The 19,681-nt window shown below is 73.5% G+C and carries 16 protein-coding genes; 8 read left to right on the top strand and 8 right to left on the bottom strand.

Features of this window, described 5'->3' with window-relative positions; all coding sequences use genetic code 11:
* Window positions 1-22 precede the first annotated feature (22 nt).
* A complete protein-coding gene (locus tag J5Y04_RS06615) occupies window positions 23-391 on the top strand; it encodes a hypothetical protein (RefSeq protein ID WP_209410877.1) in 369 nt (122 codons plus the stop codon).
* Window positions 392-639: 248 nt separating this feature from the next.
* Here J5Y04_RS06615 and J5Y04_RS06610 read toward each other — a convergent pair whose 3' ends face one another.
* Window positions 640-1,332, bottom strand: a complete 693-nt coding sequence (locus tag J5Y04_RS06610) for a hypothetical protein (protein WP_209410876.1) — start codon at window positions 1,330-1,332, stop codon at window positions 640-642.
* A gap of 333 nt (window positions 1,333-1,665) precedes the next feature.
* On the opposite strand from J5Y04_RS06610, the gene J5Y04_RS06605 reads away from it, so the two are divergent.
* The 3 genes from J5Y04_RS06605 to J5Y04_RS06595 all read left to right on the top strand — a co-directional run bounded on the left by J5Y04_RS06605 (window position 1,666) and on the right by J5Y04_RS06595 (window position 6,945).
* On the top strand, window positions 1,666-2,859 hold the full coding sequence (locus J5Y04_RS06605) for a PLP-dependent aspartate aminotransferase family protein (RefSeq protein ID WP_209410875.1): 1,194 nt from the start codon (window positions 1,666-1,668) through the stop codon (window positions 2,857-2,859).
* 624 nt (window positions 2,860-3,483) lie between these two features.
* Window positions 3,484-4,686: a hypothetical protein gene (locus tag J5Y04_RS06600; protein WP_209410874.1), complete on the top strand. Its 1,203-nt coding sequence runs from the start codon at window positions 3,484-3,486 to the stop codon at window positions 4,684-4,686.
* Window positions 4,687-4,737: 51 nt separating this feature from the next.
* Window positions 4,738-6,945 carry a tetratricopeptide repeat protein gene (locus J5Y04_RS06595; protein ID WP_209410873.1) on the top strand — a complete coding sequence of 736 codons (2,208 nt, stop codon included), beginning with the start codon at window positions 4,738-4,740 and terminating at the stop codon, window positions 6,943-6,945.
* Window positions 6,946-7,127: 182 nt separating this feature from the next.
* Here J5Y04_RS06595 and J5Y04_RS06590 read toward each other — a convergent pair whose 3' ends face one another.
* The 5 genes from J5Y04_RS06590 to J5Y04_RS06570 form a co-directional block, all read right to left on the bottom strand.
* Window positions 7,128-8,453 carry an MAB_1171c family putative transporter gene (locus tag J5Y04_RS06590; protein ID WP_209410872.1) on the bottom strand — a complete coding sequence of 442 codons (1,326 nt, stop codon included), beginning with the start codon at window positions 8,451-8,453 and terminating at the stop codon, window positions 7,128-7,130.
* Complete coding sequence (locus tag J5Y04_RS06585) at window positions 8,446-8,823, bottom strand: hypothetical protein (RefSeq protein ID WP_209410871.1); 378 nt, start codon at window positions 8,821-8,823, stop codon at window positions 8,446-8,448. Before J5Y04_RS06585 ends, J5Y04_RS06590 begins: the two co-directional genes overlap by 8 nt.
* 267 nt (window positions 8,824-9,090) lie before the next feature.
* Window positions 9,091-9,507, bottom strand: a complete 417-nt coding sequence (locus J5Y04_RS06580; RefSeq protein WP_209410870.1) for a helix-turn-helix domain-containing protein — start codon at window positions 9,505-9,507, stop codon at window positions 9,091-9,093.
* A gap of 239 nt (window positions 9,508-9,746) precedes the next feature.
* Window positions 9,747-11,606: a penicillin-binding transpeptidase domain-containing protein gene (locus tag J5Y04_RS06575; protein ID WP_209410869.1), complete on the bottom strand. Its 1,860-nt coding sequence runs from the start codon at window positions 11,604-11,606 to the stop codon at window positions 9,747-9,749.
* Window positions 11,607-11,851: 245 nt separating this feature from the next.
* Window positions 11,852-13,666, bottom strand: coding sequence for a SpoIIE family protein phosphatase (locus tag J5Y04_RS06570; protein WP_209410868.1), 1,815 nt, complete (start codon window positions 13,664-13,666; stop codon window positions 11,852-11,854).
* Between the two features lie 445 nt (window positions 13,667-14,111).
* Between J5Y04_RS06570 and J5Y04_RS06565 the strand changes: the two genes are divergently transcribed.
* The gene (locus J5Y04_RS06565; protein ID WP_209410867.1) at window positions 14,112-15,326 is read left to right on the top strand and encodes an ROK family transcriptional regulator; all 1,215 of its coding nucleotides are present in this window, start codon (window positions 14,112-14,114) and stop codon (window positions 15,324-15,326) included.
* Window positions 15,327-15,760: 434 nt separating this feature from the next.
* Complete coding sequence (locus J5Y04_RS06560) at window positions 15,761-17,167, top strand: glycosyltransferase 87 family protein (RefSeq protein ID WP_209410866.1); 1,407 nt, start codon at window positions 15,761-15,763, stop codon at window positions 17,165-17,167.
* Between the two features lie 256 nt (window positions 17,168-17,423).
* Here J5Y04_RS06560 and J5Y04_RS06555 read toward each other — a convergent pair whose 3' ends face one another.
* Together J5Y04_RS06555 and J5Y04_RS06550 are read right to left on the bottom strand one after the other, a co-directional pair.
* On the bottom strand, window positions 17,424-17,858 hold the full coding sequence (locus J5Y04_RS06555) for a hypothetical protein (RefSeq protein WP_209410865.1): 435 nt from the start codon (window positions 17,856-17,858) through the stop codon (window positions 17,424-17,426).
* A 103-nt stretch (window positions 17,859-17,961) separates the two neighbouring features.
* Complete coding sequence (locus J5Y04_RS06550) at window positions 17,962-18,957, bottom strand: helix-turn-helix domain-containing protein (protein WP_307852966.1); 996 nt, start codon at window positions 18,955-18,957, stop codon at window positions 17,962-17,964.
* Between the two features lie 228 nt (window positions 18,958-19,185).
* On the opposite strand from J5Y04_RS06550, the gene J5Y04_RS06545 reads away from it, so the two are divergent.
* Window positions 19,186-19,383, top strand: coding sequence for a hypothetical protein (locus J5Y04_RS06545; protein WP_209410864.1), 198 nt, complete (start codon window positions 19,186-19,188; stop codon window positions 19,381-19,383).
* The gene (locus J5Y04_RS06540; protein ID WP_209410863.1) at window positions 19,380-19,646 is read left to right on the top strand and encodes a hypothetical protein; all 267 of its coding nucleotides are present in this window, start codon (window positions 19,380-19,382) and stop codon (window positions 19,644-19,646) included. The genes J5Y04_RS06545 and J5Y04_RS06540 overlap by 4 nt, the downstream gene beginning before the upstream one ends.
* Window positions 19,647-19,681 lie beyond the last annotated feature (35 nt).

Genomic DNA, 19,681 nt, shown 5'->3' with positions numbered 1-19,681 from the left:
CGCACCCGGAACGAGGAGCACGATGTCGCACCGGATCGCACGTTTCCTGGCGGCCGCCCTGGTGGCCCTGATAGCCCTGCCCGCCATGGTGGGTCTGGGCGCCACGACGGCGGTGGCCGCGCCTCGGGCGGCCGTGGTGGCGGTCACCGGAGCGTCTGCCACCAGCGTTCAGGCCACCACCGTCCAGGCCGCCGCTGCACAGGCCCCGGCGGTCGACCTGGCGGCGGAGGGCGTGGTCCGGAAGCAGGCTGCCGAGAAGAAGAAGAAAGGATTCTTCGCCAAGCTGGGCAAATTCCTGCTGGTCGTGGTGATCCTGATCATCCTCTTCGTCGTCCTGTTGATCGTCGGGATCGTCTACGCCGCCAAGCGCATCTTCGCCCGACGCCGCTGAGTGCTCGTCACCACCGGGTCCGGCGCGCTACGACCGGGTCCGGCGCGCGACGTCCAGCATCCGGTGATGGTCGGCCGCCTTGGTGCGCACCGGCACGGCCGACGAGAGCCCGGGGACGCCGGGCCGGTGTCACTGAGCCTCCTGGCACTCCGGGCCCGCCGACGTGCGGTCCCGGAGCTCTGGCCCTGGACTTGCGGCCCCGGACGTGCGGTCCGCCAAGGTCCGGCCCCGGAGGTGCGTCGGGATGGTCAGGCGACGTTCGTGTCCGGGGCGGCGAAGGTCTCGGCCGGGCCGAAGTCACTGAAGACGTACCTGACGACCGTCCTCGCGCCGTCCAGGACCACGCCCTGCTCGACGTAGCGGGTGCGGCCCTGGGCGTCGATCCACTGATCGAGGTCGAATCCCGGGACACCCTTGGACTTCAACGTCTGGTAGAGCGCCGGCAGGACCCCGGCGCCCTGTTCCAGGTCCAGGTGTCCCGAGAGGTGGAAGACCGGGACGCCGTCCCGGTGCTCCATGCCCTTGCGGGCGGCGGGTCCCTGGGCGAGCAGCAGCGGGGTGAAGCCCGTGAAGTCGATCTGCGCGGGGCCGGCGGGCCGCGGAGTCCTCAGCCACTTGCCGGTGGCGTCGTGGCCGCGGACGTACTCGGCGTCGGCGGTGTCGACGAACTCCAGGGTGCTGCCGTCCGGGGCCTTCTGCTCCCGGTGGCCGGTGTACACCGTGTTGAGGTTCTGGCGCGCTGTGAGGCTCGTCCCGCTGGGCCCGCCCGTCACCGCCACCGAGACCGCGTACGGATCCTTGCCCGCCTTCGTCACGGCCTGCGCCGGGTCGAAGGCATCCGGCGCGGCGGCCGGCGAGGACCCGCCCGTGCCGGAGCAGCCGGTGAGCACGGCCAGGGCGGCAGCGGACGCGGCCACGGCCGTGGGAATGCGGCGACGCATGGTGGAGTGACTCCTCGCAGGACGACTTCGGTCGGCCAGAGCCTCCCACAGGTCGCACCCCGGCCACAGGGGTTTGTGCAACCCGCACTCCGGCCACCGGGGTTCGTGCAACCCGCACCCCGGCCACAGGGATTCGTGCAACCCGCACTCCGGCCACAGGGGTCTGCGCAACCCGCAGGCCGGGCCGGGAGGACGGAGGCCGGTGCCGGTCGTGGACGACCACGTCATGCCCCGGGGCCGGGCCGGCTCGCCCCGCTCGCGAACCGCCGTCCGGTCCACCTGCCCGGGATTGGCCCTGGCAGTCGTGGCGCGGGCCCGTCGACGATGGAGGGCATGAGTGACTTCCCCGGCGCGCTGCGCCCCGAGAGCCGGACCGTCCACCCGCCCGTCCAGGAGGTGACCGGAAGCCGCCCGCTGGGGGTGCCGCTTCACCAGGGCCACCTGTTCGCCTTCGAGGACTCCGACTCGCTGGTCCAGGCCTTCGGCGCCCCGGACCGGGCGTTCTTCTACAACCGGTTCGGCAACCCGACGGTCCGTTCGCTGGAGAGTGCGGTGGCCGGCCTGGAGGGTGGCGCCGGTGCGATCGCCACCGCCTCCGGCATGGGTGCGATCAACACCGTCCTGCTCGCCCTGCTGCGCTCCGGCGACCACGTGATCGCCCAGCAGAGCCTCTACGGCGGCACCTTCGCGATGCTCGCGGACCTCACCCGCCGCTGGGGCGTCGAGGTCACCCACGTCCGTGGCGACGACCCCGCCGAGGTGCGGGCCGCGCTGCGCCCCAACACCCGGTTGCTGCACCTGGAGACCATCTCCAACCCGACCACCCGGGTCACCGACCTGCCCGCCCTGCTTGCCGTCGCCCGGGAGGCCGGGGTGGTGGGCGTGGTCGACAACACCTTCGCCACTCCGCTGCTCTGCCGGCCCGTCGAGCACGGCGCCGACATCGTGATCCACTCCGCCACCAAGTACCTCGGCGGCCACGGCGACGTGCTGGCAGGCGTCGCCGTCTTCGCCGACGACGAACTGCACCGCACCGTCTGGCGCTACGCCACCGAGCTGGGCGCCTCGGCCGACCCGTACGCGGCCTGGCTGACGCTGCGAGGGATGCAGACGCTGGCCCTGCGGATGCGCCGTCACTGCGAGACGGCGCTCGACCTGGCCGGCCGGCTGGCCGCGCACCCGGCGGTCACCGCCGTGCACTACCCGGGTCTGGCCGCGCACCCCGACCACGAGCTGGCCCGCCGTCTGCTGCCCGGGGGACACGGCGGGGTCCTGGCCTTCGACCTTGCAGGCGGCCGTGAGGCGGCCCGCGGCCTCACCGAGTCGGTCCGGCTCGCCTCCCTCGCCCCCTCCCTGGGCGGCGTGCACACCCTGATCATCCACCCGGCCAGCACCTCGCACCGCCAGCTGGACGACGCGCAGTTGTCCGCCGCCGGCATCGGCCCCGGCACCGTCCGTCTCGCCGTGGGCATCGAGCACCCCGAGGACCTCTGGGCGGACCTGGAGCAGGGGCTCGCCAGCCTCTGAGCGATCCGCCGCCGGGGCGCGGGGGCCGGTCCGAGGACCACCCCCGCGCCCCGGCGGCGTGTCCGGCCCGCACTGCACCCCGGAAGACCCCGAGCCAGCGTGGAACATCATGCGGCTCGCATTCATTTCAGTTTATGCCTCACCGACTGTGACCGACCCACTCCGGGCCCCTTCGTCGAGTGGCTTCGCCCCGAGAAGGCGTCGGGCTGATCGTCGATGCTTCGTCAGCAATGCTCTGACCTGGGGTAATAGTCGACCGGTCCGGCGGGCTCCAGGTTTGATGATCCGATCCATTGACACGGTCACCACACCTTCCCCACACTTGCTGCATCGCCAAGCTGGTGTGGATAGCCCCAAGAGGCTCATTCATACCAGCAGATGGCGCGCTGTTGATGACCAGTCATACAAGGAGGTGTGTTGCCATGAAGAAGATCGTCGTCCGCAAGGCCGGCCCGGTTCGCCTGACCAGCGCGGCCCGTGCGCTGTACCTGCCGTGGTCCTGCGCTGTGCAGAACTGACCGATCCTCCCGGGCAAGGGGGACCGCGGTGCCGGCCGGACGCAGCAGCGGCGGCCGGCACCGCTCCACCCCCTCGCCCCTCCGTCTACCTCCCGCAGGAGGATCCGTGCACTCCTCCACGGACAGCAGCCCCACCGCCCCGGGCCTCGACCTGGACCGGCCGGTACCGCTTCGTCAGCTCGTGTACCTGCCGGAGGCCGACGAGGTCACCATCGGCAGCCCGGAGACCGACACCTACGCCGTCTTCCCGGCCGACGGCGCCGAACTGGTCCGGATGCTCGCCGAGGGCCTCACGCCCCGCGAGGCCGCCGAGCGCTACCAGACCGTGCACGGAGAGACCGTCGACATCGCCGACCTCGTCGAGGCCCTCGTGGAGCTCGACCTCGTCCGCTCCGACGGCGAAAAGGCGGGACCGGCCGCGCCGGTGCGCTGGCAGCGACTGGGCCAGGTGGTCTTCAGCCGACCGGCCCTCGTCGGCTACGGACTCGTGACGGCCCTCGCCGTGGCCGAGATGGTCCGGGTGCCCGAGCTGGTCCCGCGCGTCGACAACCTGTTCTTCAGCTCGTACTACACCCTCGTCGTGCTGATGCTGTTCATCGGCCAGGTGCCGCTGCTCGCGCTGCACGAGGCCTTCCACGCCCTGGCCGGCCGTCGGCTCGGCCTGCGCTCGCGTCTCTCCATCGGCCGCCGCCTGGTCTACCTGGTGCTGGAGACCTCCCTCGACGGGCTGGTCAGCGTGCCGCGCCGACAGCGCTACCTGCCCATCATGGCGGGCATGATCGCCGACGCCCTGGCGATCGCCGTGCTCACCCTGATCGCCGACGCGACGCGCGGCACCAACGGGACCGTCGCGTCGCTCTGTCTCGCGATGGCCTACGCCACGGCACTGCGGCTCGCCTGGCAGGGTTTCTTCTACCTGCGGACCGACATCTACGTCCTGCTCGGCACCGTCCTGGGCTGCGTGAACCTCCACGCTGCCGCAACCGACGTGCTGCGCAACGCCGTTCGGCGCACCATCGGGCGGCCGCCGCTGGACCTGTCCGTCCACCACCCGGTCGACCGGAAGGTCGCGCGCTGGTACGCCTGGCTGATGCTCGTGGGCTACGTGTTCACCCTCACGATGTTCGCCGGTGTCGTCGTCCCGACGGCCTACCGCCTCCTGCACGACATGTGGCTGCGCCTGACCGGCCAGGCCTCGCCGGCCGGCCGGCTCGACTCGCTCGCCCTGATGGTGCTCAGCCTCGCGCAGACCGTCGCCGTCGTCGTGCTCGCCGCCCGCGAGCGGCGCGCGGCGGCCCAGTCGGCCTGACCCCCGAATCCTCCCTCCTCCCCTGCGCCCCGCGCGAAAGGCAGCTGAGTCATGGCCGAGCACCGCCACCACTGGGTCCGCGCCACCGGGCGCCGCGCCCGCGTCGAAGCCCGCGAGCGGCTCGACCTGCCGCCCGCGCTCGCCGTGGTGAACGCCAACCGCCGTCTGCGCGGCCCCTACACCGCCGTCGGCTCGATCCTGCGCGGGATCGTCCCGGACGCGCTCGCCCGCTGCCCCGAGGCCGTCGCCGAGCACGACATAGAAATCCTCTCCACCACACCGGAGCTGCGCGACCTGGTGCCGGCCACCCGCGAGACACTGACCTCCCTGGCGGTGCCCAAGGAGCGCACCCGCTTCTACTCCGCGCTGCGCACACTGCGGATCGCCCACGGCCTCGTCGAGTTCCTGGAGGCGTACCTGCGCGCGGTCGGCCCGCGCTCGCTCGTCGTCGACGACGCCCACCGGGCCGACCCCAGCGACGGGGAGTTCCTCGCCGTCCTGCTGCGACGTGTGGATCCGCAGCTGCTCACCGTGGTGGTCACCACCGGCACCGAGCCGCTGGAGCGTCCGGCCGGTCCCGGCCGCGAGGACCTGCCGACCGCACTCGCCGCCCGGTGCACGGTGCTCGACGCGCAGGACGAGGCCGCGACGGGCGCGGGAACGGCAGCCGAGGGCCTGCCGGCCGGCGCCGTGCCGGGCCGCGGCTACATCGACGGCGACGGCATCGGCGACGACCCGGACGAGCTCGCCGCCTACCTGAGCCTGCCGCCGGCCGAACGCGCCCGGCTGCACGACCTGCGGCGGGCGGAGCTGGAGACGGCCGGGGAGTCCTCCCTGCGCCTGGGGGCCATCGCCTGGCACGCGGAGCACGGCAGCGATCCGTCCGGGGCCGGGGCCGACATCCTGCGCCACGCCCTCGACCACTGCATGGACCTCGGCTTCTACCACGCCGTCCTGGACCTCGGGGAGCGTGGCCGGCGGCTGGTCACCCACGAGAGCAGCCCGACCCACTGGTGGGCCTTCACCACCAAGATGACCACCTCCTTCGCCGCCCTCGGCCTTGCCGATCAGGCGCTGCCGCTGTACGACGAGGCCCGCGCGCTCAGCACCTCGCCCGAGGTCCACATGCAGGCCGCGTACGCCACGGCCATGCTCCACACCCGCCACTTCGGCGCCGACCGGCGTGACCACCAGTTGGCCCGGGCCTGGGTCAACCAGGCGATCGCCTTCGCCCGTTGGCACCCCGAGCCGAAGGAGCGGGAGGCGCGCGTGGTGTTCAACCGCAACGGGCTCGCGCTGATCGAGGTCCACCAGGGCCGTCTGGAGGCGGCGTTGGAGTTGCTGGACGGCTGCATCGCCCGGCTCGACGAGACGCTGGAGGACCACGAGCACGCACTGCACCGCTCCGTGCTGCGCTACAACCGCGCGCAGGTGTACGCGGGCCTGGGCCGACACGACGAAGCCGTCGCCGACTACACGGCGGTGATCGAGTGCGACCCCAACTACGCCGAGTACTACTTCGACCGGGGCATGCTCTGGCGCGACCTGGGCCGGCCGGAGCAGGCGCTGGCCGACTACGACCACGCCATCCGGCTCTCGCCGCCCTTCCCCGAGGCGTACTTCAACCGGGCCGACGTCCTGGCCGAGCTCGGCGACACCGAGGCGGCGGTGGCGGACTTCGGCTACGTCCTCCAGCTCGACCCGGAGTTCGGCGACGCCCGCCTCAACCGGGCCGCACTGCTCCTCGAAGCCGGTGAGCACGAGCTCGCCTGGGACGAGGTGCGGGCCGGGCTCGCGGACACTCCGGCGAGTCTGCAGCTCCTCTGCATCAAGGGACAGCTGCTGGTCGCCGACGGTGACCTCGCGGCGGCGTCCGACGCCTACGAGGCCGCACTCGCCGTCGACCCCGAGTACGCCCAGGCGTGGGCCCTGCTCGGTGAACTCCGCTACCAGGAAGGCGATCTGGACGCGGCCGGCGCCGATCTGGCACGCGCGGTCGAGCTTTCGGCGGAGCCCGGCATCCAGTTCAACCTGGCCGTGGTCCACCACGACGCCGGCCGCTTCGGTGAGGCGCTGCGACTGCTCGACGAGGTGCTCGGCTCGACCGAGGACGTCGACGCCCGGTTGCAGCGGGCCCGTTGCCTGATCGGGCTCGACCGGGCGGACAGCGCCAGGGACGACCTCCTCGCCTGCCTGAAGGCCGATCCCGAGTCCGCCGAGCAGGTGTACGAGCTGATGCCGGAGCTGGCCCGCGCCTGAGCCGGCCCGCGGCTGAGCGGTCGCCTCCGCTCCGCCGGCCCGCGGACAGCCGCCCCGCCGCCTCGCCGGGCAACCGCTTCGCCGGGCCGCCGCCCCGCCGCCCCGTCGCCTCGCCGCCCTGTCGGTCCCGCCACCCGCGGGGCCGACGGGGCCGACGGGGTCGGCGGGGCGGCTCTCGGGCGTCAGTGCCGGACCGCGGCGCGGCCCAGCTCGCCGCGCACCCGGCTGCGGACGTGGGCCACGGCGGGTGAACCGGTGTAGGCGGCAGCCACCTTGACCAGCCACGCCGCCTCCTCGCCGATGTCGGCCACCACCGGGTGGGGCACGCATCCCTCGCCCGGGCCGATGGGGAAGCGGTGCCCGGCCCTCGCCGCCTCCAGCGCGGCTGCGAGGGCCGCCGCCTCGACCACGGCCGCCAGTTCCTCGGCGTCGGCGGGTCCGACGGATCCCATGACCTCCCCGACCCAGAGCGGCACCCGGGGATGCAGATGGGGGCGGAGGGAGAGCTGACCGTCGCGGATCTCGATGATCCGTCGGTACAGCGCGAAGTGGATGTCGCGCCGCCGGCCGGCCCCGCGGCCGAACGGCCCGAACGGTCCGAGGGACCCGAACGGCCCGAGGGACTCGAACGGCCGGAAGGACCCGAACGGGCCGAGGGATGCGACCGGCCCGAACGGCTGCGCCGGGGTCACGAGTTCGATCTCCGGGAGCACGGAGTGTACCGCCGACCACAGGGGGTCGAGCCTGCGGTGGTCCCGCCAGGCCCGCACGCGTCGGCCCCAGTCCGCCCAGGCGGACGCGGTCGCACCGCCGAAGCCGAGCACGATGCAGACCACGGCCGCCAGCCCGGACACCCCGCTGTCCGCGCCGGTCTCACGGCCCGAGGTGAGGATGTCCGCCATGTCCTGCAGACAGCCGGCCGTCCACAGCAGCCCCGCCAGCGCGCTGCCGGCCATCAGGCGCAGTCCCAGCCGGAGGACGCCGGGTGGCGAGTGCCAGGCGCAGCGCCCGATCAGGAACCCGAAGACCGCCAGGCACCACGCGGTGTGGACGGCGAAGAGCGCGACGTACCCCGCCAGGAGCGGCCTGTCCGCGCTGCCGACGGTGACGGTCGTGCCGTCACTGACGGGCGAGGCGACGAGGAAGCCGACAGTGCCCAGCAGGACTGTGGCGCCCGTGAAGGCGGTCTGCCGCCGCACCGCGCCCCGCGCTGCCGCGGACGCCCAGGTGGCGTACGCCATCATGGCCAGCGCCCCGGACGACGCCACCTTCAACTGGTCGGCCACCAGGGTGAGAAGGGCGGGTTGGGGCAGCACGCCGGCCAGGGCCGAGGCCGTGGCCGGGGCGTTCACCGCCATTCCCGCCCCGAGCAGCGCGCCGCAGGCGTAGCCGTAGTGGAGCGCGGGGTCGGACCGGCGCCCCCGGTCCGTCCGGATCTTCCAGAGCGTGCTCAGCAGGGCGACCGCGGCGGCGAAGTAGCTCGCGGCACTGGCCAGGTGGTCAGCCACGGCGCGCCGCTCCGCGTCGCAGCGGCCGCCCGAAGACCTGCCGTAATCGCACCATCTGGTCGGTGAGTTGGCCGGTCGTCGTCGGCCGTGGTCGCTGCAGGGCGCGTTGCAGGGCCAGCGAGGCGACGAGCTCCGCCTCCTGCTCCTGCCGCTCCGTGTATACCGAGCGGCCGAGCACCCGGCGCACCAGTTCCTCGGACAGCTGGGTCGTCAGGGCCTGGGACACCACCGTGCTCACCCTGGAGTCGGAGCCGCCGGTGTGCCCGCAGAGCAGATGGCCGATCTCGTGCAGCACGATGTGCTGTTGGTGCAACGCCGTGGTGTCGACCGGATATCCGATGTAGTCCGCGCGGTCGGTGCTGATCAGCACGCCGCAGGGCGAGTGCTCCGAGCCGGAGAGCGGGACCAGTTCGATGGGCCTTCCGCGCAGCCGGGAGAGCGACTCGGTCAGCGCCGGGATGCCGAACGGTTCCGGAAGCGGTATCGAGTCCGCGACCCCCCGACATCGTTGCCAGAGCCCATGTTCAACCCCACCCGGATACCCCACGTTTCTCCCCCTGGCGTTCGGTCGCCCCCGCCGGGAGGTGATACTACAAACGCGGAAACGCGGAGGGAATCCGCTTCGTACGGTAGGCCGCTACCTGCCACCGGCCTCGCGGCGGGCGATCGCCTCGATCATGTCACTGATCGTGCCGAGTCCCTCGGGCGAGAGGGTCACCGCGCGCAGGGCCACATCCCGTACGCCCGCGTCGCGCAGCGCGCCGAGCAGCGCCAACTCCTCGGCGATCCGGGCACTTTGCCGGTCGTCGAAGAAGTACGTGGGCGGTACCTGGAAGAACTGCGCCAGCGCTTCGAGGTGACGCTTCGTGGGATTGTCCCGCCGTCCTGTCCGCAGCTGCCAGAGGTACGTCGCCGAGAAGCTCTCCCCGGTCGCCTCGCGACAGGCCCGGGCCACCTCCTCGTGGCTGTACTGCTCGCGGTCGGGACGGCGGACCACGTCGAACAACCGGTCCAGCTTCGCTGCGAGCGTGGACGCACCGGAGTCGTCGGGCACGGCACACCTCTTCTCTCACCCCGTGCGCACGCTTCGTGCGTGCGCGTATGGAACACTCGCGACCGGTGTCTGATTCTAGTTGCTCCGCCGAAGAGGTGGTGGTCGCGGGTCGGCCGCGATCCGGTTGCGACAGTGAAAGGCACCATGCGCAGGGCCGCAGGGCCGCAGGGCCCGAGAACCGCAGGGTCGCAAGGCGGGGCCGGTGGACGATCGACCGTCAGCCCCGGTGCCCCAGGCCGTCAGCCCTTGCCGCCGGCCCTGAGCACCTGGGCCGCGGCGACCCCGGCCGCGCTGTTGCCGTGGCCGCCGCCCTCGACCTCGGCGGCCACCGCGAGGTCCCCGCGGTACGCGATGAACCAGCTGTTGGTGTTCCTGCCCGCGCCGGCCTCGACGGTGCCGGTCTTGGCGCCGATCTGGCCGGTCAGCCCGGACATGGGCGCCCGGGCGGTGCCCTGGGTCGCGGTCTCCGCCATCATCGCGCGCAGGTCGCGGGCGACACCCGGGGGGAGCTTCCCGGGCGCCGTCACCCGCTTCGCGTCCTCCCGCAGGACGGGCTGGCGGAACGTTCCGCTCTGCACGGTGGCGGCGACCGAGGCCATCAGCAACGAGTTCACCTGGATCTGTCCCTGGCCGATGTACGTGGCGGCCGCCTCGTCCTTGTTCTTCGGCACCGGGATGGTGGCATCCCTGCTGCCGATGCCGATGTGCCACTCCAGGCCGAGGCCGAACTGGTCGCGGGCGACGCTCGGCACCGTCCCGAGCTGGAGCTTCTCCAGGCCCTTGTCGATGAAGCCGGTGTTGCAGGAGTGCGTGAAGTCGTCGGTGAGGGTGTAGCCGGGGAAGTTCCCGGGCTCGTCGTTGTGCCAGAGGCGCGGGGAGTTGGTGGTCTCCTTGCACGGCACCACGGTGTCCGGGCGCACCCCGGCCTCCAGCAGGGCGGCCGCGGTGATCACCTTCATCGTGGAGCCGGGCGCCTGCCCGCCCCCGACGGCGCGGTTGAACTGGTCCTTGGAGGAGTACGCCATCGCGAGGATGTGGCCGGTGCTCGGTTGGACGGCGACCAGCGAGGCCGGCTTCCCGCCCGCAGACTGCTGCTTCACCGCCTCCTCGGCGGCCTGCTGGAGGTCGGCGTCCAGCGTGAGCCTGATCTCCGGCGCGCTCGGCGGGGCGAGGACGAACAGCTGCTCCGGCGGCTTCCCGGTGCCGTCCAGGATCACCACGGCCTGACCGGTGACGGCGGTCGCGCCGTCGGCCGGCCGGATCTCGGGCAGGACGGTCCTGAGGGACGGGAACGCGTCGAGGGGCTTCCCGTTCCGGTCGGTCGGCTTCACGACCGGATTGGGCAGCGGCCGGATGCCGACCGTCTCGCCCGGGTCGAGGTGCGGGTGGATCACCGCGGGCGACCAGCGCACGACCGCCGTCCCGTCCGAGGCCCGGACCACGCCCAGCACGCCGTCGTACTCCCAGGCGCCCGCGGTTTCCTCCAGTTCCGCCTTCACCCGGAACCCGAGCCTCGGCTCGCTCGGCGTACCGGACGGAGCCGGGCCCGTCCCGGTCAGGGTGAGCGAGCGCGGCTTCAGGGCCTCGCGGAACGACGAGAGCGCCGACCGCGCGCTGTCCTGACGGTCGGTGAGCGCGGCCGCGGCCGTGAGGTCCCCCCGGCCCCAGGCCGCCAGGAAATCCTTCGCCACCGCCTCGGCCTGCTCGGCGGTCGGGGGTTCCTGCGGCGCCGATGTCGTCGCGGCGGTGTACTCCCGGTGGTCGCCGTCCCCACGGGAACCGCTGGTCACGGCGCTCACCACGTTGTAGGCGCCGTAGCCCCCGGCCGCGAGCAGTCCGACCACGACCCCGCCCAGCGCCAGCTGCCAGACCCGGCGCGACGCCGGCCGGCGCGCGGCCTCCGGCTCCTCGGCGCCCCCGGCGTCTCCGGCGGCCGCGTCGACCTCCGCGTACTCCGTGTGCTCCTGGTACTCGGTGCGCTCCTGGTAATCCGCGTGCTCGTCGTACTCCGCGTACGCCTGGTACCCCGCGTGCTCGTCGTGCGCGCCGTGCTCGTCGTGCACGCCGTAGTGGCCGTGCCGATCCCGGTGCTCGGACATTGCTTCCCCCCTGCGTACTTCATGCTTCAGGCCCACCCCCCGGTGTCCTGCACGGCCCGGCGAAGAGATCGTTCGGGCCCGCCCCAGCGTATGCGGGTACTTCTCCCCGCTCGGCGCCGGGGCGGTAATCGTGCGTGCGCGGTGCACCGGGGCCGCCGCTCGCGGGTGCGCGAACCTGCGGCGCTGCGGGCCCGAGGGTTGGCGCCCCCGGGCTCCGTCGGCTGACGCCCCCGACGGCGGGAGCGTCAGCGCAGCACCGTCGCTCCCGGAGCCGGGCCGTCCTGCCGGGCGCCGGGCCGGGCCGCCAGGACGGCGATGTCGTCCTCGGCGGCGGGCGCGGTCGGCCCGGTCGGGGCGAGCGCGTGCAGGACGGCGTCGAGGAGGTCGTCCAGCTCGCCGGCGGCCGGCAGGCGGAGAGCGGCGAGACGGGCGAGGGAGACGTCGATGTCCTCGTCGCGGCGTTCCACCAGGCCGTCGGTGTACAGCAAGAGCGTTTCGCCGGGCAGCAGCTCGCGGGTGACCTGCTCGTACCCGCCGAGGCCGGTGCCGAGCGGCGGGCCGGTGGGGATCTGCAGCAGTTCGGTCGGGCGGCCGGGGGCGATCAGCGCGGGCGGGAGGTGGCCGGCGCTGGAGAGGGTCCAGCGGTTGCGGCCCGGGTCGGCGAGGGCGAGCAGGCAGGTCGCCGGCCGGGCGGAGTCGTTGGCGGCGATGACCGTGTCGAGCTGGCGCAGGATCCGGTGCGGCGGCAGGTCCATGCCCGCGACGTCGCGCAGGGTCGAACGGTAGGTGCTCATGTCGACGGCGGCCTCGACGCCGTGCCCCATGACGTCGCCCATCACCAGCAGGGTCCGGCCGAACGGGAGCCGCACCGTCTCGTACCAGTCGCCGCCGACCACCGAGCTGGTGCCGGAGGGCAGGTAGCGGGCGGAGAGCTCGATGTTCTGGTGCGGGTTGCCGGGCTCGCTGAGCAGTGCCCGCTGGAGTTCGAGGGCGATGCCCTGCGAGCGGGCGTAGCGGCGGGCGTTGTCGACGCTGGTGGCGGCGCGGGCGGCGAGGTCGCCGATCAGGGCGGCCTCCTCCGGGGTGAAGCCGGGCGAGGCGGCCGTCCGGGCCAGCGTCAGCAAGCCGACCAGCTGACCGCGGGCGGCCAGCGGGACCGCCAGCAGCGAGGTCAGACCGGCGGCCCGGTAGGCGGCAAGGCTGGCCGGGCCGGGGGCGGCGTCGGCGAGTTGCCCGTCCGTGGGGACGTCGGCGAGCACCGCGACACCCGCGGCCAGGGCCCGGGCGGCGGCCGAGCCGTCCCGGTAGCGCACGGACTCGCCGGGCCGGGCCGGCTCCGTCACCGCCGTGCGCAGGCTCCCCGTGCAGTGGGCGGCGGCGCGGTGGAGCCGCAGGCCGCGGGTGCGGCCGGGGCGGGCGGGGGAGTCGGGCGGCAGGACGTCGACGGTGACCAGCTCGGCGAGCCGGGGTACGGCGAAGGAGGCCAGTTCGGCGCAGGTGGTGTCGACGTCGAGCGTGGTGCCGATCCGCTCGGTGGCGGCGTCGAGCAGTGCCAGCCGGGCCCGGGCCTGCGCCAGTTCGCGCCGAAGCTCCTGCTCCGGACCGGGGTCGTCCAGCACGACGATCACCACGCCGGTGACGTGCCCGTCGGCCTCCAGCGGCCGGTAGCGCACCCGCAGGCCGGCCGGCACGGGGGCGCCCGCGCCGTCCGGCCCGCCGGTGGCGTGTTCGCGGTCCCGGCCGTCGGCGAGGACGCGGCGCAGCGTGCCGGCCGCGCCCGCGAAGGCGGTGGCTGCGACCGGCCGGCCGAGCAGGTCGGCCCGGCGCAGTCCGGTGGCGGTGGTGAAGGCCGCATTGAGGTACTGCCAGCGCAACCGCTCGTCCAGCAGTGCGACGCCGACCGGCGCGAGGGCGAGCACCTTGCGGAGGAGATCCGGACTGTCACCCGCCGTGACGGAGCCGCCGTTCGCGGCCAGGGCCGCCGCTGCCGCCGCCAGTGACCGGTCGTCCTGACCCGCGGGGGTGGCGCCCTCTCCTCCATTGCCGGACCGGAACCGCATACGCCCATGATCACTCGTCGCGCCGCGGCACGCCCATGGACCGGTGAAACCTTGACTCGCCGGTAGCGGTGTTGTAACCGGGGGGTTGCGTCGGGTTGGGGTGGGTCGGGTTGGGAGCCGGGGGCGGGTCCGGTGGCGGGGGACTTGCCCGGTGGGGCGGTGCGGTACCTCGCCGGCACCTGGGTCGGCTGACGGCCGCCGGGCCGGCCACCCGGGGCCGGCCGCGACCCAGGTGGCACCCGGTGCATGCCGTGCACGCCCCAGGTGGCACCGGTGGCATCGGTACGAGCCGGGCGCGACCCGGGCGGCACCCGGGCGTGCCGTGCGCGGCCCGGTGGGTGCACTGAGTACCGGTCATACTTGGGCGGCGGTGCCCGGTCGTGGGCGCCGCCCGAGCGCCGCCGACCACCGGGGGCCGCGGAGCACGCCGATCCCGGAGGACCCGATGAGCCGCCACCTGCCGAGCACCGTTCCGCCGGGCGGGTCGCCGGCGCAGCCGTGGAACCGGCAGCGGCTGCGCAGCAACAACGAGTGGCTGCTGCTCGAACTGCTGCGCACCGGTGGTCCCTCGTCGCGGGCCCAGCTCGCCCGGGACACCGGTCTCTCCAAGCCCACCGTCTCCGCCGCCCTCGCCGCGCTGGAGCAGGCCGGACTGGCCCGGGAGGCCGGCCGCTTCGTGCCCGAGCGCGGCCGGACGGCCGTCCTCTACGAGCCCGACCCGACCGCCGGCCACGTGCTCGGTGTGGACATCGGCCGGGCCCGGTTGCGCGTGGCCGTGGCCGACCTCGCCGGGCGGATCGTCGCCCGCCGGGACATCCCGAACAAGGGCCGCACCGCCAACGCCGTGGCCGACGCCGTGGTGGCCGCCTCCCGGGAGACCACCGCGGAGGCGGGCCTGGCCGCGGCGGAGATCGTGCACGCGGTCATCGGCACGCCCGGTGTGTGGGACGAGCAGCGGCGCGGCGTCCGGTACGCCACCAGCCTGCCGGGCTGGGGCAGACCGGGTCTGTTCGACCGGATCGGGGAGGGCCTGGAGACCGGCGTCACCGTCGCCAACGACGCCAACCTCGCGGCCCTCGGGGAGTTCACCCTCGGCGCCGGCCGCGGCAGCCGCATGTTCGCCTACCTGCTGATCGGCACCGGCCTGGGCGTGGGTGTCCTCAAGGACGGTGAGCTCCTCTCCGGCGCCCACGGCGCGGCCGGCGAGGTCGGCCTCGTCCCGTTGCCCGCCCGGCCCGACGGCACGCCGGGCGGGACGATCGAGGAGGCGGCCGCGGCGGACGCGGTGGTCCGGACGGCGCTGGAGCTCGGCATGGGCGGCCCGCTGACGGCCAAGGAGGTCTTCGACGCCGCCCGCTCCGGCGACCCGCTCGCCACCGAGGCGGTGCACCGCGAGGCCGGGCAGCTCGCCTATGCCGTCGCTGTCCTGTCGGCCCTGCTCGACCCGGACCTGGTCGTCCTCGGCGGCGGCATCGGCGGCAGTGCCGACCTCCTGCTGGACCCGCTGGAGCGCGCGCTCCAGCGCCTCACCCCGCTGAGGCCGAAGCTCGCCCAGAGCGAACTGGGGGAGGAGGCCGTCCTCCTGGGCGCCGTCGCGACGGCGTTGGAGACCGCCCGCCCTGCGGTCTTCGCACGGCGCACGGCGCTCGCCGACCAGTAGCGGACGGCAGAGGTTCAGACCAATCTGACCGGTTCGAGTCAACTGCGCATCAGTCTACGGGTACGATCGGAGCATCAGTCCGATCATGGGAACAACCTGCCCGATCGGGCGAGAACGTCTGCCCTCTTCCGCGCCCTTGCCGACCTCCCGCGAACACCGCGGGCCCGGTAGACAAGGGCCCCGGGGCGGCCGGAGGAAGCCCGCCACCTGCGCGCCGTCCGCCGGACGCCACGGTCGGGGCGGACCACGGGGGCGGCGGGGGCCGGTGGTTGAACTGTGGCTGAGGCCAGCAGTCGAACCCGGGCCGGGGCTCGGCCCCGGAAGGCCGCGCGAACCGTCTGCGGCCTACGCGAGCCGGCGGCCGGATCCACGACGGAACCGTCCCCCGGCAGCGCGCGTCACCGGGAGCGGCGCGCCGACCTGAATGGAGTCCGATGTCCGACACCACCGCCGCGGAACCGCGCCGGGGGGCGCCCGACCCGACGGTCCTGGCCCTGGCCGTGATGTCCGCCGTGACGGCCGCGCTCTCGGTCAGGATGCTCCTGCTGGACAGCGAGTCGTCGGACTACTACTACTTCCTCGGCCCGTGGTACCGGTACATGGCGGACCACGGCGGGTTCAGCGCCCTCAGCAACGCGGACTTCTCGGACTACAACGTCCCCTACCTCTACCTGATGGCCGCGCTCACCTACCTGCCGGTGTCGGCGCTGGCGGGCATCAAGTGGATCTCGATCCTGTTCGACCTGGCACTCGCCTCCTACACGTTCCGCATCGTCTCCCTGCGGTGGCCGGACCGGACCTGGCACGCCTTCAACGCGGCGCTGGTCGTCCTCCTCCTGCCCACGGTGGTGACCAACAGCGGCTGGTGGGGCCAGGCCGACGCCATCTTCACGACCTTCCTGGTCGGCGGCGTCTACCACGTGCTCCGCGAGCGGCCGTGGTGGGCGTGCGCGTTCTTCGGCATCGCGCTGGCGTTCAAGCTCCAGGCGGTGTTCCTCTTCCCGCTGCTGCTCGTCCTGGTCCTGGTGAAGCGGGTGCCCTGGCGGAGCCTGCTGGCCCTGCCGGCCGCCTACGTGGCCCTCGACATCCCCGCCTTCCTGCTCGGCGCCGACCCGTGGCAGCTGCTGACGGTCTACACCCGTCAGCCGGACACCTACAAGCAGCTCACCCTCAACGCGCCGTCCGTCTACCAGTTCGTCTCGGTGCCGCAGGCCGACGAGGACGCCGTGCGGAGCGCCGGCGTCCTCGTCGCGGGCGTCGTGGTGCTGGCGCTGGTCGGGCTCGCCGTCTGGGCCGTACGACGGGGAAGGGGGACGGGCGGAGCCGCCGGGCGGGCGGCGCTCACGGACACCAGGGTGCTGCTGCTGGCCACCGCCTCGGCGATCGCCGTGCCGTTCCTCCTCCCGTCGATGCACGAGCGGTACTTCTACGTCGCCGACGTGCTCAGCGTGATCGTCGCGTTCCAACTGCCGCGGAAGCTCTGGTACCTGCCGGTCCTGGTCCAGCTGTCCTCCCTCGGCAGCTACCTCAAGTTCATCGCCCCCGACCTGGCGCCCTACCTGTCCATGCCGGCCCACGGCATGCTGATGCTGCTGGCGCTCATCGCGGTGCTCCGCGCCACGGCGGGGGAGTTGCGCGCTCAGCCCGGGCCGCGTGCCGACATCGCCCGGGAGCGGGGCCGGCGCCCGGTCCTCGCCGACGCCCCGGAGCCGTCGACGTCGTCCCTGCTGCCGGCCCAGGCCCAGGCCCCGGCTCCGCCGGTGACCTGGGCGGCGTCCCGCGGCCGGGCCCGCGTGGGCGGCCCGCCCGAGCACGGTCGTCAGACAGCGGCCGAGGAGTGAGCCCGAACCCGGTGACGTGTGCCGTACGTCCGATCCCGCCGGCGTCGCCCGGCGGACACGGCACCTGAAGGGGGCGGACATGCCGGCTGCGGAGGACATCCGGACCGGCGATGACGTACGGGTCGCGGCCGGCCCGTTCGCGGACTTCACGGGCCCGGCCCGGGACGTCTGAATCGGGCCGGCCCGGCGCGGTCCGGGCCGCCGGCGGCATCCGTGCACGACGTGCACGGATGCCGCCAGCGGCCTTTCCGGAGGTTCAGTGCGCGTTGGTGTACATGTAGGAGCCGGTGTCGTAGTTGTAGACGGCGACCTTGATCAGGACGCCGGCGTCCGACTTGTTGTAGTACGCGCCGTACCAGCCGCCGCCGAGGTCGTAGTCGGCGGGGACGCCGTACCAGTCCCAGCCGCCGCTGCCGTTCGAGGTCAGCACCCAGAGGTTCTGGCCCCGGTGGGTCGTCCGGAGGTTGGTGTAGGCCCAGTCGTGTCCGTTGGTGTCGGAACCGTTGTGGATGTCGAGTTCGGCGAGGATGCCGGTGGAGGCGACCTCGTCGCACCAGTAGTAGTAGCCGTTCACACACCCGACCCGGTACGCGGGGCCAGGGGCCGCCGCGGAGGCCGGGCCGGCGCCGGCCAGCGGGAAGGCCAGGACGCCGAGGGCGGCGGCTGCGGCGAGCAGTGTCTTCCTACCCAACACGGTTGGTCCTCTTCTCTCTTGTTCTCGGGTGACGCCCTCCCGACGGAGGCATTCCAGCGTCACCCGGCACGGGCCGGGTCTCTTGTGGCTCCGTGCCGGATCACTTGTGCCTCGGCGCAGACCTCGGCGGGCGTGCGGCTGCCCCGTGCCGGAACTCGGTGGGCGTGACGCCGTACGCGGCCCGGAACGCCCGGCTGAACTCGGCGGGCAGGAGGAAGCCCCACCGGGCGGCCAGGGGGCCGATCGGGCGGTCGCGCAGGCGGGGATCGGCGAGGTCGGCGCGGCAGCGTTCGAGCCGGCGGCGCCGGACCGTCGCGGCCACGGTCTCCGGTTGGGAACGGAACAGCTGGTGCAGGGCGCGGACCGAGATGTGGTGGTGGGCGGCGATGCCGGCCGGCCCGAGGTCGGGGTCGGCGAGGTGGCGGTCGATGAAGGCGCCGATCTGCGCCAGCAGGACTTCCCGGCGGGTCTCGGCGGGCAGCGCGAGGGTACTGTCGGATGCCGATGCCAGGAGGGCGGCGGTGAGATCGAGCGCGATGCCGCCCAGGCGCCGCAGCTCGGCTGGTTCGCACCGCTCGGCCTGGGACCGGAGCTCGGTCAGGTACGAGGCAAGGAGCGTCCCTGGAACGGTGTGTGCCGGCAGTGCGGTGCCGAGTAGTCGGTCCGTCCGGTCCTGGGACAGTGGCAGGGCGGACCGTGATATCCGCAGCAGGGTGACGCGTGGCAGGCGTCCTTCGTCCTGGAACTCACAGCTCAGGGGGTGGGAAGAGTCGAAGAGGGCGATGTCCCCCGCAGTGAGCAGGGAGGTGTTGCGACGCTGGTCGATACCGATGGGACTGCCGTGGACGAGGAAGAGGAAGTACTGTTCCGGGTCGCCGCGCCGGATGTGGCCAACAGCCCGGCGGGCTGACATCGGGGAGAAGGTGAAGCCGAAGATGTCCGTGTCGCCCAGCGGGATGGCTGTGGCGGTGCCGCGGAAGCGGTCTGCATGAGTGCTGGTGACCGACACCGGCATGACCAGGTCACCGACCATGTGGGTCCACCACTCGAAGCCGTCGCGTGCGCTGACGCTCGTGGTGGAGACCGATGCTTTCACGTGCACCCCCCGCGTGACGTATACACGCCATCGTCGAGCATCGGCAGGCCCGCGAGCCAGCGCAATACCGGTCAACTCACCGAGTGGACGGATCCGTGTGCTCTCAGTGCCCAAGAAGTCTGCGCTCGGTGCCAAAGACGAAGACGGCGGCCCTGCCACACAGTGGTAGCCCGGCCCGGCACCGTGCCGGGCGACGCGACACAGGGGTGCCGCGGGAGGACGGCGGGAGTGACGGATGAGCGGGTCGCGCTGCCGCCGCTCACGCGCCCGCAGGCGTGGTTCGCCCGCTGCTCCCGTGCCCCCACTGCGCGCCTCCTCCGGGCTGAACGCCGCCGCCTCGATGCCGAGTTGGCGGACGACCTCCCTGCGTCGTTCGAGCGGATCAGGCGACGCGTCGACAAGGGGCTCGCGGGCCGGATCCCGTGAACGGGTGCGGCCTCGGAGGCGTCGCCCCCGAGGCCGTCCGCTCCGAAGTGGACCGGTTCACCGTGTGGGAGGCGGTCCAGGGGGCCACCTGGATCACCTGGGCCGAACTGAAGGCGGTCGACTGGAACGAGCCCGCGGAGCGGCCCGACGGTCGGCTGCACCAGTACCGGCAGACGGCGGACGGACTCCGACTGACGGGCAAGGCCGCCTGGTCCCCCCGGGTCGCGCAGGCCGTCGGCCTGCCGGACTCGGCGATGGGGTAGCCGCAGGAGTGGCCCGAGGGTAGCGAATGGCTCAT

Source organism: Kitasatospora sp. RG8, assembly GCF_017813315.1.
GTDB lineage: Bacteria > Actinomycetota > Actinomycetes > Streptomycetales > Streptomycetaceae > Kitasatospora.
The sequence above is the reverse complement of the archived record's forward strand: the minus strand, read 5'-3'. Positions and strand labels throughout refer to the sequence as shown.